This is a genomic window from Flagellimonas yonaguniensis (assembly GCF_029193885.1).
GTDB classification, from domain to species: Bacteria; Bacteroidota; Bacteroidia; order Flavobacteriales; family Flavobacteriaceae; genus Flagellimonas; species Flagellimonas yonaguniensis.
Window position 1 is genome coordinate 311,464 of the sequence record NZ_JARFVB010000001.1, and the last position, 14,109, is coordinate 325,572.

Annotated in this window: 10 protein-coding genes; 4 read left to right on the top strand and 6 right to left on the bottom strand. The window is 41.0% G+C overall.

Translation table 11 applies throughout. The annotated features are described in order from the left end of the window. Both ybeY and PY092_RS01485 read right to left on the bottom strand, forming a co-directional pair. Window positions 1-420: an rRNA maturation RNase YbeY gene (gene ybeY, locus PY092_RS01480; RefSeq protein ID WP_275614085.1), complete on the bottom strand. Its 420-nt coding sequence runs from the start codon at window positions 418-420 to the stop codon at window positions 1-3. Next, a complete protein-coding gene (locus tag PY092_RS01485) occupies window positions 413-3,835 on the bottom strand; it encodes a hypothetical protein (protein ID WP_275614086.1) in 3,423 nt (1,140 codons plus the stop codon). Before PY092_RS01485 ends, ybeY begins: the two co-directional genes overlap by 8 nt. Window positions 3,836-4,000: 165 nt before the next feature. Between PY092_RS01485 and gltX the strand changes: the two genes are divergently transcribed. Together gltX and PY092_RS01495 are read left to right on the top strand one after the other, a co-directional pair. Then, on the top strand, window positions 4,001-5,497 hold the full coding sequence (gene gltX / locus PY092_RS01490; protein ID WP_275614087.1) for a glutamate--tRNA ligase: 1,497 nt from the start codon (window positions 4,001-4,003) through the stop codon (window positions 5,495-5,497). Between the two features lie 92 nt (window positions 5,498-5,589). Next, on the top strand, window positions 5,590-6,525 hold the full coding sequence (locus PY092_RS01495) for an SPFH domain-containing protein (RefSeq protein ID WP_275614088.1): 936 nt from the start codon (window positions 5,590-5,592) through the stop codon (window positions 6,523-6,525). A 70-nt stretch (window positions 6,526-6,595) separates the two neighbouring features. Here the strand turns inward: PY092_RS01495 and PY092_RS01500 are convergent, their stop codons facing one another. From PY092_RS01500 to PY092_RS01515, 4 genes are all read right to left on the bottom strand, one after another. Beyond that, complete coding sequence (locus tag PY092_RS01500; RefSeq protein ID WP_275614089.1) at window positions 6,596-6,808, bottom strand: DUF6327 family protein; 213 nt, start codon at window positions 6,806-6,808, stop codon at window positions 6,596-6,598. Beyond that, on the bottom strand, window positions 6,805-7,155 hold the full coding sequence (locus tag PY092_RS01505) for a phage holin family protein (RefSeq protein ID WP_275614090.1): 351 nt from the start codon (window positions 7,153-7,155) through the stop codon (window positions 6,805-6,807). Before PY092_RS01505 ends, PY092_RS01500 begins: the two co-directional genes overlap by 4 nt. 3 nt (window positions 7,156-7,158) lie before the next feature. Then, entirely contained in the window at window positions 7,159-7,488 is a 330-nt protein-coding gene (locus tag PY092_RS01510; protein ID WP_275614091.1) for a YtxH domain-containing protein, read from the bottom strand. 318 nt (window positions 7,489-7,806) lie between these two features. Further along, the gene (locus PY092_RS01515; RefSeq protein ID WP_275614092.1) at window positions 7,807-9,492 is read right to left on the bottom strand and encodes a glutamine--tRNA ligase/YqeY domain fusion protein; all 1,686 of its coding nucleotides are present in this window, start codon (window positions 9,490-9,492) and stop codon (window positions 7,807-7,809) included. A gap of 265 nt (window positions 9,493-9,757) precedes the next feature. Here PY092_RS01515 and PY092_RS01520 point away from each other — a divergent pair, with 265 nt between their 5' ends. Further along, window positions 9,758-12,016: a T9SS type B sorting domain-containing protein gene (locus tag PY092_RS01520; RefSeq protein ID WP_275614093.1), complete on the top strand. Its 2,259-nt coding sequence runs from the start codon at window positions 9,758-9,760 to the stop codon at window positions 12,014-12,016. Window positions 12,017-12,022: 6 nt separating this feature from the next. Next, entirely contained in the window at window positions 12,023-14,095 is a 2,073-nt protein-coding gene (locus PY092_RS01525; protein WP_275614094.1) for a PorP/SprF family type IX secretion system membrane protein, read from the top strand. Window positions 14,096-14,109 lie beyond the last annotated feature (14 nt).

A 14,109-nucleotide genomic window follows, 5' to 3' on the forward strand; every position in this document is an offset into this window, starting at 1 on the left:
CTATAGTTCCACGTGGAACATTTTAATCTTTTCTTCTTCTTTTTCCCGCATCAATTTAGCTTCCTCTACACCTTTATCCCCATATCCTGCGAGATGTAATAGGCCATGACTCATTACTCGACGGAGTTCATTTAAGATGTCAACTTTAAACTCCTTGGCATTCTCTTTGACCCGGTCAGTGGATATAAAAATATCCCCTGAAATGGTTTTCCCGTCCGTATAATCGAAAGTGATAATGTCGGTGAAAGTATCGTGATCTAAATACTCCTGGTTGAGCTGCAACAAATATTCATCCGTGCAAAAAATGTAGTCAATTTGACCCGCTACAAATCCTTCAGATTCTATAATCCTAGCTATCCAATCGACATACTCGGATTTGTTATTAATCAACAAGTCGCTTTTAAAATGAAAATCAATCATTGTCGAAATAAACCTTTACCTTCTTTTCAAAATTTTGCCGCAAAGGTAATGCTTGTCTATTTAATATTTCAATGCTATTCCGGTAATCTTGAAGTAGTTCGGGTTTAGTGGTGATTGGATTCGAATACTGATTCTGATTTGTGTTACTTTCACGCTCTTTCTTTTCTCCTTGTTCCATAGAGGCGTTTTCTAGTTTCATCAACTGGTGCTGAATGCTGTTTGCCTTATTTCGAGTACGTTCTGTTATACCATTTTCCAACAATTCATTCTCGAAATCCTCCATTTGCTGAATCAACTTTTTAGCGAGATTCTTATCGGATTCCCGCATCATATCTTCCAACTGCTTTTCTAAATTCTCTCGTAGAAACTGCTGCTCCTTATAAATTTCATACACTTCATTCAGGTCCATCTCACCTAGCCCATTTCCGTTGGATTGACCTCCATCGCCTTGTCCAGAACCTTGCTGACCATTCTCTCCCTTTTCTCCTTCTTCACCATTATCGCCTTGGCCTTGATTTCCTTTCCGGCCTTCTTGCTGACCGCCTTCATTCTCTCCATTTTGCTCTCCTTGTCCTTCTGATGGTTTGCCTTGCTGACCTGACCCATTCATTTTTTCCTGTATGCTCTGTTGACCTTTGATAATGTCCGGCAGCTGAAAATCTTGACCTTTGCCTCCACTACCTTGACCAGGGCTCATATTCTGCTGCATGTTGTCCAAAATATTTGCCAAGAAATCCGCAAGTGAATTGGTGGCATTAATAACATACTGCTGGTACGAGGCTCCTTGATAAATTTGATTCTCAGCAATGCTTTCAAGAGACTTATCAATATTATAATACACCTCCGTGATTTGTTTGTTGACAAATTCAGACAACTCAGCTCTTCTTAATGAAAGTGCAAAAAGACTATCATCGACGTGTTCAAATAAACTTCTGAGATTTTGTTGGTCCTTAACAGTTCTGGAGAATTGAGAAATGTCTACATCGGCACTTTGTATATTATCAAAAAGATTTTCTTGTTTAAAAGAAAAGGTTAGCAAATTATCTAAAATCTGTCGTAGCATTTCGGCATCTTCAGCATCACTTTCACCGCCACCCATGGAACCTGATTTCATGGACTGACTCATTTCTTTCATCTTTTGAGCTGCGGATTTTTGCTTCTTAGAGGCATTGTTTCCTGCTTGTTGTTTCTCCTCGGATTGCGAAGACTCCTCCATACCTTGATGCTTATTGATTTCCTCAAGGGCTTCCTGCTGATCTTGTTTTACCGCATCGGTTTTCTTTTTATCAGTATCTAATGCAATCGGCTTACGAAGCTCTTCATTATCTTTTTCCAACTCCCGTATCTCTTTTTCCAAGTCGTTAAACTCCTCGTTTAACTTTTGTTGTTCCTTATCACTGAAATCCTTACCCAATTTTAATTCTGATAATATTTCTTGCTTCTTTGCCAACTCGGTTAGTTCTTTCGAAATATGCGACGCCTTCTCTGTGACATAGTACCGTTTTGTCAACTCTAAAATCTGCTCCAGGTTGCGTGTGTTTTTCCCTTGGTTTTTACCCAGCTCCTCCAAACGTCTTTGCAGTTCCTCTTTATCGATTTTTTCCGCAATCTTATTAAGCTCTTCAAGCAACTTGGCATTCTTCTTGGCCTCAGCCTCTTGACGCTCCAAACGCTCTTGTAGCATCTTCTTCATTTCGGTATCATCAGTATTTTTATCAATACTTTTATTCAAATCCTGACTGAACTTCTGCATCAACTCTTCTTGCATTTGCTGTTGCTGCAAAAAGTTTTTGATCTGGCTCTTATCCTCAAAACTCAGTGACTTTTCTTCTTTGTGAAGCTTATTTATCTCTGATAGTTTTTCCTCCTGCTCCTTAAAATTCTGCAAAGACTCCCCCATTTTGTTCAAAGTAGAATTTTGAAATTGTAACTCTTTGCTATTCAACTCATTATCATTATAAAGGGCAGCATTAAAAACAGTGCTTTTGGTTACTTTTCCTCCTCTAACACCATCATTATCAACCACTTCGAAAAACAATTTATAACGCTTTCCGGCCTCCAGTGCTAAGCCTGAAGGAAACGTATAATAAAATTGATAAACATTGGTGTTTGGTCGTTCGAGGGATATCCGTTGTACATTGGTCAGGTCATCAGAAGGATAACATACCAACCTGATCTCTTGTAAACCATAATCATCTGCCGCTTGACCCGAATAATAGGATTGATTGGGGTTCAAGGAATCCAAAACCTGATCTACTTGAACAGTGGCCTTCGCATCCTTGATGACATTAAGCCGGTACGCTAATTTTTCAAAATCTTGAACCTTACTATTCGATGTGCTCAACTCGTAATCAAAATCATTGAACAGTCTTTTGGAATTGGAAAATAGATTATTGTCCTTATGAAAGGAAAGCGTTGTATCAGCTGTAATCATTCTGATATTTTCAACGTAGTCCCCTTGAATCTTCCAAGTAACTTTGGTTCCCTCCGGAACCTCGGCGTTGCCTGTTCCGGTAATGGCTTCTGACATTAGATTTAGGTACTTGGGGTATTCCAGTTCCAAAACAAAATCCACTAAGGTCGGTGTTCTATAACTACTGATGGTATAACTTCTAGAATCCCATCCATTAGCAGATAAATAAAAACTAGTTTCCTGAACAGGTGGTTGAAAGGTATATTCATAAAAAGATCCACGATTCTTCATTAAAAGTGCTTCCCCTTTCACAACAATTTCAACATTATCCGGTCGAATATCACCAACGGTCTTTACCTGAATGGTCAAGGCCTCATTGTCCATTACCTCAAGTTCTGTATTCAAAACTTGAAACGTAAATGGAGCAGGTCTTTCATAAGCCATATCGTAATGTATAACCCTTTGGTGCGAATTAAAAAAGGAAACGATATCCCCGGCAATCCAGATAAAGCCAAAAAGTAATACTGGTATAATGATGTACCTCGCATAGGAATAGCTTTCCTTGAAATTCACAGCTTCCGCAAAAGGAACTGGTCCTAAATTCGCAGCACGTTGTTCAATACTGGCCAGTAATAAGTCAGACTTTTGGGTGTTCTCGGAAAGTTCCAACAAATTCAACAATTTGTCATCTACATTGGGAAAATGTTTTCCAATCAATTTAGAAGCAGCTTTGTTGTCAATCCCCTTTCGCATATTGGACAAATACATCAGTGGTACAAGTACGTATCGATACAACAGATATGCCTCCACAACAATAAAAAGAATAAACAACGTCAATCGCCAAGAATTGTCAAGCCATAACACATACTCAAAAGAGGTAATGGCAATCCAAAAAAGGGTGCCTATAGTTAAGAACAAGAAAATTCCTTTTATCAACTGTTTGGTATAAAACCGCTTGATAAACCCTTCTAGTTTGACCAATATATCCTGATATGCGCTCAAAATCCTCTATTGTTATTACCAAAATACCCGATCCAAGGGAAATGGGCGGAAAAATTTTGTTAAACCTTAATCATTACAATCCTAAAAATCAATCAAAAGACAGTCAACAAACGCTTTCCAATTCATTGGCAGCACTGTATCTTTGCGAACTAATTCATCATTGTTATGAGTCAAAAAGTACGAGTTCGATTTGCACCAAGCCCAACGGGACCCCTACATATTGGAGGCCTTCGTACCGCTTTGTTCAACTATTTGTTTGCCAAAAAAAATGATGGCGATTTTGTACTTCGTATCGAGGATACCGACCAAAACCGCTTTGTTGAAGGGGCTGAGGAATATATCATCGAAGCATTGAACTGGTGCGGGATTCCTTTTGATGAAGGGCCTGGAAAAGAAGGCGCCTTTGGTCCGTATAGACAAAGCGAACGTAAACAACTATACAAATCATATGCCTTGGACCTTATTGAAAAAGGTATGGCCTATTACGCTTTTGATACCGCAGAGGCTTTGGACCAGCATAGAAAAGACCACGAGGCAAAAGGGAAAACCTTTATATATAATTGGCACAATCGCTTAAAACTGGCCAACTCACTTTCCCTTTCCGCCGAGGAGGTTAAAAATAAAATAGCCGCCGGGGAGGATTATGTGATTCGATTTAAGTCTCCTGAAAACGAAGAGTTATTGCTCAACGATATCATCCGTGGCGAAATAAAAATAGATACCAACATTCTTGATGATAAAGTATTGTTCAAAAGTGATGGTATGCCCACCTATCATTTGGCCAATATTGTTGATGACCACCTAATGCAGATTACCCATGTCATCCGAGGCGAGGAATGGTTACCTTCCTTAGCGCTGCACACTTTATTGTATAATGCTTTTGGTTGGGATGCTCCAGAATTTGCTCACTTACCCTTGATCATGAAACCTGTGGGAAAAGGAAAATTGAGCAAACGTGATGGCGATAAAGGTGGGTTCCCCGTTTTTCCACTCACGTGGAACCAGTCCGAAGGTTATCGGGAAGCTGGGTTTTTCCCAGAGGCCGTGGTCAATTTTTTAGCATTGTTGGGGTGGAACCCTGGCACAGAGCAAGAAATCTTTAGCTTGGAAGAATTGGTCAACACCTTTACTTTGGAGCGTGTCAACAAATCAGGTGCACGCTTCGACCCCGAAAAAAACAATTGGTACAATCAACAATGGCTGCAAATAAAAACAGATGATGAGCTTACTGAACTGTTTGCCGCTGAACTTATTGCAAAAGGAATTTCCGCAGAGCCGAGCTATATCAAGCAAGTAGTCTCTTCCATAAAGGAACGCGCAACTTTTGTGAAAGATTTCTGGGAACTTTCTGATTACTTCTTTCAAGCTCCTACCTCGTACAATGAAAAGGCGGTCAAAAAACAATGGAAAGAGGGCACACCAGAAATTATGGAAGGTGTTGCAACCGTATTAGAATCCGTTCAAGATTTTGAATCATCAAAAATTGAAGAAATGGTAAAAGCCTGGATTGCAAATAAAGAGCTTTCCTTTGGAAAAGTTATGCCGCCGTTGCGTTTAGTAATTGTTGGCGATATGAAAGGACCACACTTGTTCGATATTATGGCCCTAATTGGTAAAGAGGAAAGTATCAACCGTATTAAAACGGCTATTGCCCAGCTTTAGAAATTGATGGATGTGTAACATTATTTGACGAATGGTTACTAATACATTGGTCAAGTTTCGTAATTTCCATTTCTAACATAAAATCTATAACTATGGGCAACTATCTTTTTATACCTATTGCGTTTGTAGCGCTTATCGTTCTTTTCAAGTTTTTCTTTATCGTAAAACAACAGACGGCCGTCATCATTGAGCGCTTTGGTAGATTCCAGAGTATCCGTAACTCGGGGCTACAAATGAAGATCCCTATTGTAGACCGTATTGCTGGTCGACTGAGTTTAAAAATCCAACAATTGGATGTCATTGTTGAGACCAAAACCTTGGATGACGTATTTGTGAAGTTGAAAGTTTCCGTACAGTATGTGGTAATACGGGAAAAAGTATATGAAGCATTCTACAAATTGGAATACCCTCACGATCAAATCACTTCTTACGTTTTTGATGTGGTACGTGCCGAAGTGCCAAAAATGAAACTGGATGACGTTTTCGTCAAAAAAGATGATATCGCCATTGCGGTTAAAACAGAATTGCAAGATGCCATGTTGGATTATGGTTATGACATCATCAAAACTTTGGTAACGGATATTGATCCCGATGCACAAGTAAAAGCTGCGATGAACCGCATCAATGCTTCGGAACGTGAAAAAATAGCCGCACAATTTGAAGGTGACGCACAACGAATCCTGATCGTTGAAAAAGCTAAAGCAGAGGCAGAAAGCAAAAGATTACAAGGACAGGGTATAGCAGATCAGCGAAGGGAAATTGCCCGTGGTTTGGAAGAGTCCGTAGAAGTACTGAACAAAGTGGGAATCAATTCCCAAGAAGCATCAGCTTTGATCGTGGTCACCCAACACTACGACACACTGCAAGCCATTGGGGAAGAAACAGATACCAACTTGATCCTATTGCCCAATTCGCCACAAGCAGGCAGCGATATGCTGAACAATATGGTGGCCTCCTTTACCGCCAGTAACCAAATTGGTGAGGCCATGAAACGTAAACAGAACGAGAAAGGTTCTGCTGACTCTTAAGACTACTATCCATAAGAGAAAAAGGCTCCCGAAAAGGAGCCTTTTTGTTTTAGTATGAGGACTAAAGCTTCTAGAGTTTGTTCAATAGCTTCTTAGCAATCAAGGAGATGGCTACTTTTTGAATCAAGGGCGCCAATCCGCCAAGAATATTGGTGGGGTATAACTCCTTTTTGGTATTCTGAATCGCCAACTTAACCTTTTCCTCCTCAATCTGTCGCTGCAGCTTTAATATTTTAAGGTTGTCATCAATTTCTTCAAAAGATGTGTATTGTGTCTGAATCATAATTCATCAAAATAAAAATTAGAGAACTTTTTCAAGAGTGGCTTTTCGATTTTTCTTCTCATCAAGTAAAGGACAATACCAACCAGTACATAAAATCCACCTACGATTAAAAATCCTTGTGCCGTGCTGTCCAGCATAGTGCCGAACCAAAAGGCTACACTCAACGAAAGAAACAGTAGGGCCATGGAAACCACCCCCGCTATGAGGAGTACTTTGGTGGCCATGGTTATTCCCTTCATCATAGACCTGAAACTTTGAAGTCTGTAAAAGTCCAAGCTGATCTTAACGTAGGACTTAACACCATCTTCTACATGGTCTATCTGTTCTTTGATTTCTTCGAATGCCATATATTATTTCTGTAATTGGGCGTTCTTTTCTCTAAGATCTTCGAGTTTCTTTTCCAGTGCCACTAAAATATCATCGGCCTTGTAACTCATGTTGGATAGTGTATCCTCAAGCTTTTCCTCAAACTCCTCTTTTTTGGCATCAGCGCTTCTGGAAAATTCCTCTTTGGCTGTAATCAAACTTTTTGAAATATCGTCTTTTGCTTTTACAGCACTTTTCTTGATTTTTTTTCTTGTCTTTTTTCCTTTATCCGGTGCATAAAGAATACCTATTCCCGCTCCCACAACAGCTCCAGTTAATAATGCGGTTAATACGTTTCCAGTGTTATTTGACATAATGTTGTAAATTTTAAATTAGACTTCAGTGAATTAATCAATCGGTCAGATCTTACAAGTGAAGAATTGCCTGTCCCAATCGATTTACTTCAAAATTAAGATAGGTCAAGTACAATGATCGATGCAATTGCTCGAAACCTTGACGCTTTAGATAAATTTTGAGAAAAAATTGAAAATAAGCGCATTTGAGCGCATTTCAACAACGGATTTGGACAATCAATCTAGCCCAATTCATTTTTCGCACACAAGCATCCTAAAGAACCCTGTTTTCATAAGATTCTTCAATGACACAAACTATTAAAATAAGAAAATGTTATGCTACCCCTTTTGCTCTAATTTGGCCCAAGTGTCCCTTAAAGTGACCGTTCTGTTAAACACCAAATTTTCGGGTGTGGAATCTTTGTCCACATTAAAATAACCCAATCGTTGAAATTGCACTTGATCTCCGATTTTCGAATCTTTTAAACTGGGCTCAAGATAACCGGTTACTTTTTGCAAAGAATCCGGGTTAACAAAATCCAGGAAATCTTTATCCTTATGACTATCAGGTGTAGCATCGGTAAAAAGACGATCGTACAATCGTACTTCTGCGGTAATTGCGTGAGGAATGGAAACCCAATGTAATGTTCCCTTCACTTTACGTAAACTTTCCTCGGTACCAGAACCACTTTTACTTTTGGGGTCGTAGGTACATTGTACTTCGGTGATATTTCCATCATCATCCTTGGTACAGCTTTCGGCTTTGATGATGTATCCATTCTTTAAACGAACCTCTCCTCCCAACTTCAGTCTAAAGAATTTTCGGTTAGCCTCTTCACGGAAGTCTTCTTGCTCTATATACAATTCTCTTGAAAAAGGTATCTGTCTGCTTCCGGCTGATTCATCCTCTGGGTTGTTTTCAGCTTCAAGCCACTCCTCTTTCCCCTGTTCATAATTGGTAATGACAACTTTCAAAGGATTAAGAACTCCCATAACACGTGGAGCAATTTTATTGAGATGTTCCCTTACATGGAAATCGAGCAAGGAAACATCAACCACGTTTTCACGCTTGGCAATTCCGATGGTATCAGCAAAATTCCTGATGGACTCTGGAGTAAAGCCCCTTCTTCGCAATCCAGAGATTGTCGGCATTCGGGGGTCGTCCCAACCTGTTACTAATCCCTTTTCCACCAATTGTAACAGTTTACGCTTACTAACCACGGTATGACTCAGGTTCCGGCGAGCAAATTCACGCTGTTTAGGGCGCAATTTGTCAGAAGATACCACTTGGTCCAAAAACCAATTGTACAATTCTCTGTGAGGTAAAAACTCCAGTGTGCACAATGAATGGGAGACTTGTTCTATATAATCACTTTCCCCATGGGTCCAGTCATACATCGGATAAATACACCAATCGGTATTTGTGCGGTGGTGCGCTTTGTGCAACACACGGTACATCACAGGGTCACGCATCAACATATTGGAAGATGCCATATCAATTTTGGCTCGCAATACATGCTCTCCATCCTTAAACTCCCCGCTTTTCATGCCTTCAAAAAGCTTCAAATTCTCTTCAACAGAGCGATTTCTATATGGGCTTTCCTTTCCTGGTTCTGTGGGTGTACCCTTTTGACTGGCAATTTCTTCAGAAGATTGGCTATCGACATAGGCTTTGTCATCCTTGATGAGCATAACGGCCCAGTCGTATAACTGCTGGAAATAATCGGACGCATAGCATTCGGTATCCCATTCAAAACCAAGCCAGCTTACATCTTTCTTTATGGCCTCCACATATTCCTTCTCCTCCTTTGCCGGGTTGGTATCATCAAAACGTAGGTTTACCGGTGCATTATAGCGTAGTCCCAAGCCAAAATTGAGGCAAATGGAACTCGCATGTCCTATATGCAGATATCCATTGGGTTCGGGGGGAAACCTGAACCTCAAGTCCTTTTGGGTATACCCCTCTCTAAGGTCCTCCTCAACAATATGTTCGATAAAATTCAACGATTTAGCTTCTTCTGCCATACCAGTAATTTGATGCGCAAATGTAGTAAAATCCCATGTTGAAAGCTATTTTTCGTGCATCTGTGTATACAAAATAGGCGATTTCACAACACTTTGGGTATAGCCTACAACAATATCTTTCCTTTAGTCGAAAATAGAGACATATTTGTTATTGAATACTATATGCGAAAGAGACGCCTGAACAACGTCTTTTTGAATGAATTACAATTAAGGGGCACAAACTAACAGGGCTATTAAGCCCATAACCTCTTAAAAACTAACGGTGATGAGAAAAAGTAATTCAACGTATAGCATTCTGGTTTTAGCCTTGGCTTTTTTGCTATGGGGCACCATCGGTATGCAAGCGCAAGTGCTATACCAACCGCAGCCAGCTGTCAACCCCAATCTTGGTGGAAATACACCATGGACAGCAGTATGCGCTTCCAACAACTTCAACGAGTACTTTGTAAGCTTTAACTGGGATCCGCCCATGGTGGAAAGCGATAATGAGTTTATCCTTGAACTATCGGATGCTGACGGTTATTTTGCTTCTCCCACCGAACTGGCACGCGTCAGTGATAAAAATGCCGTTTTTGATTTTGAATTTCAGTTTGAACTTCCCTCTGATATTAGGGGGGATAATTTCAAAATGAGAGTTAGAAGTACCTATCCCGCCAAGACCAGTCCAGCTTCGGAGGCTTTTTCCATGTATTTCATCGACCACAATTTACCGTTGTTGATCAGTGAGAATGGAAGCGGAAATATTCCTTCTGGAGGCCTTATCCAAATATGTGGCGGAGGTTCGGTTACCTTGAAGCCACACAATATCCCAAATTCAAGCACTTACATATATAATTGGTACCGCAGTGGAACATTACTGTCTGAAAAATCGGAAAGCATCACCGTTTCCGAACCCGGCATGTACTATGTGGAACTCGATTATGGAGATTGTTCAGGAGCAGCCAATACATTGTCCAACACCATTGAAATTTCAACCGGAACCAGTTCTGGACTAGCCATCAATGGCGCCAACGATGTTGAGATTTGCCCAGGGGAAACCCATTTGTTGGAGGCCAACATCAGCGGGCAAGGTTATACCTATACTTGGTACAAAAACGGAAACATTGTCAATGGCCCAACTGTGGATGCAAGTACATACACAGTAGATGCAGGTACAAGTGGTTTTGAGGGATCTTATGAGGTTGAGATTTCCGGATCAGGAATTTGTGTGGAGCTATCCGACCCTGTAACAGTTACAAGTTCAGGTTCCTACGAGATTACACTGGACAATGAAGAAAATATTGTATTGCTTCCTTCTCAGACCAAAACATTGTCGGTAAGCACTACTGCAACAAGCCCAACATTCCAATGGTTTAAAAATGGGGCCGCTATTACGGATGCCACTAACAACTCATTGACCATCAGTGAAATAGGAGAGTACTATGCTGAAGTGACCGAAAACGGAGGCGCTTGTACCCCTGCACCAATGGCCTCAACAACAACTACTGTTGTTTCCCCGGATTCCTTTGAATTTGTGGTCGACTATGTAACCTCTTATTCATCTTGTGAGAGCACAGATGCTACTTTGAGCCTTACCAAAATCAATGCGGTAAGCGATAATGGAATCAAAACCGATGTTACCGGGGATTTACAAAACTCATTTACTTATCAATGGAAACTGGACGGTACCGATGTAACTGGAGAGAATTCCAAAACCATTACGGTATCAAGTCAAAACGATAACGGAAATTATACACTGATCGGCTCTATTGATGCTTTTGAAGCATCATCCAACAGTTTACAGCTAAAGCTTGCTTCCAACGAAGCACTACAGATAACCACCAACGGTACTGTCCTGTGTGAAGGAGGCGAGGCGATAGTACTTGAAAGTGCTACGGACCTTTCCAACGAATCCTTCCAATGGAAGAAAGACGGAACTGTGGTTGATTCATCAACCCAAAACTTGACCGTGAACGGAACCGGTGTGTATCAACTCGTTATTGTTTCCAACGAATGTCCCATCGTATCGAATGAAATAACCATCAGTGCTTTTGATGAGTCACTATTGGTTCTAGATAAACCCAAAGACCTCATCATCATTGAAGGGGAGACCAAAACCCTTACCGCAAGCGGTGCAGATTCCTATGAGTGGTACGATGCGGGCAACAACCTTATTTCTTCAAGCAATTCCTATGATTTTGCCGAAGAGGGGGAGTACCTGTTGGTTGCCAGTTTTGGAACCTGTACTGTTAGCAAAGTCATCACTGTAACCTACAGGGATATGTTCAACATACCAAACGTTATTACCGCTAATGGCGACGGTATCAACGACCTATGGGTGTTGCCCAACACATATTCCAGAGACCCCAATGTTCTCGTTACCATTTTTAATGAGCGTGGAGAACAAATATTTAGCCAAGCTGGCTATGAAAACAACTGGCCACAGTCCACCACAACTTTCAACAAACAAAGCATGATTTTCTATTACAAAATCACGCGTGGTGGTAATAGCCTGAAACAAGGTACCATCACTGTTATTAAATAAGCAGCAATGCAAATCAACAAACCTCTACTATTACTTGCCGTCTTGCTACTTGCCTTCTCTGGAATGAGAGGACAGGAAGAAGAAGCCTATGTGCCGTATAACGTGCCATCCCAAAACCTATTGAAGTTCAATCGGTTCTTGCTCAACCCTACCTTTTCCACGGTCAGGGAAGACAAGTCATACATCAACCTTTTTCATAGAAACCAATCGGTATCTTTTGATGACAACAATCAGGTTTACTTCTTGAGCTATAGTGGTAGAGTGAGTGATAGAAGCGGTGTTGGTGTTAGTTTGTTTACCAACCGCGAAGGCTTGTTCAACAACTTCGGTGTACACGCCAACTATGCCTATGGAGTGCGTTTGAGCCCAAAGAGTACTTTTACCTTTGGGGCCAACGTAAGTTATTATCAGAGTGCCTTCAATCAGGATAGGGCAAATTCTGTTGAGGTAGATCCATTGTTGAGCACTTTGGAAAGCAGCTCCTTGGTAAGCTTTCAACCTGGTTTCAACCTTTCCATAGGGAAGTTTGATATTGGTGGTTTTGCGGAAAATCTGTTCGATTACAACCTAAAAACCAGCGAATCCGTAACCGATTTCAACGAAAAAACATATTCAGGGCATCTACAATATACCCATCAGTTTGAAAATGGAAGGGGCATTATGGAAAGTGCACGTTTAATGCCTTTGGCAAGAGTGCGCAAGGTGGGCGAAGAAAACATAACCCTTGGAGGAAACTTGATCCTTGACTTGCCCAAATTAGGCTGGGTACAAGCGGGATATGATGATTATTACGGAGCATCCGCAGGGCTTGGTTTCAATCTTACCAAAAACATTTCCTTGGGATATACGGTGGAAAAGGGACTGTCCAACGAATTTGAAAACTTTGGTGTTACCCACGAAATCTCTTTGGCATACTCCTTTACACCCAACCTTACCGAGGATCGTGTAATGCTGGAGAAGGATGATGAAGCATTGGTTTCCAATGATGAGGACGTACCTCAGGATAGCCTCAACATTACTGATAAAGATATTGAAATTGCACAATTGCAAGAGAAGTTGGCAGAAAACGATGCCATACTTGATGAGCTGCTGATGCGTCAAGATTCCATCGAATCCACACGTAAAAAAGACTTGGAGCGTCGCTTTGAGACCGTAATGAAAATGGTAAAGCGCGAAACACGCGGGCAAAACCCAGTATTGGAGGAGAAAGCCAAGCAGGTATACTTTGCCAACATGGATACTGCCGATATCGTGACCCAAAGAAGACAGCCCTTGGCCAACCATGGATTGTCCAATAACACATCCACCAAAAAGGTCATTAAAATCAACGAGGCCAACGATAACACCAAGGCTAGCTATGCATCAAATTCCAAGGCCAAAAAAGACAATACCTACAGATCGGTAAGGAGCAAAAAAGCAACAGGGCTCAAGTCCCATTCCGTGCCCAATGTGGAAAGTGGCCATTACTTGATTGCCAATGTATTCAGAGACACTGATAACCTAAACAATTTTATAGAGAAACTACGTTCACAAGGGATTGAGGCTGATTATTTCCAAAACCCCAAGAACGGACTCAACTACGTGTACATTGGCGACTTCAGTAACAAAAATGAAGCTCTGGATGCCTACCATTCCAAAATGGACGGTGCCTACCAAGGCGATGCCTGGTTAATGAACGTGAACGGCGGGAATTCCCAAATAGCGGGATACACTGGAGAAGTGGACAACAAAGGTTCCAAGTACGGAAACAACCTATTGTCCAAAAATGTAACCAATAACCCCAAAGGGAAACGTCACGTTGTAATCAGTTCACAATCGGGCGAAGGACTTGCTGAAGGGTATTACATTATTGCCAATGTATTCGAAAACTCATCGAGTGCAAAGGAATTTGTTAAAGAGCTGAATTCAAAAGGCTTGCACGCAAGCTACTTTATAAGTCCCCAAGATAAGCACAGGTACGTGTATTTGAAAAAACACGAGACCTGGAACAATGCGTTGACCTCATACTATACCAAATTGAACGCTTCGTATAATGACGAAATGTGGATCATGCGTATAAAACCAAACACAACCATTTAACCTAACCACCATGC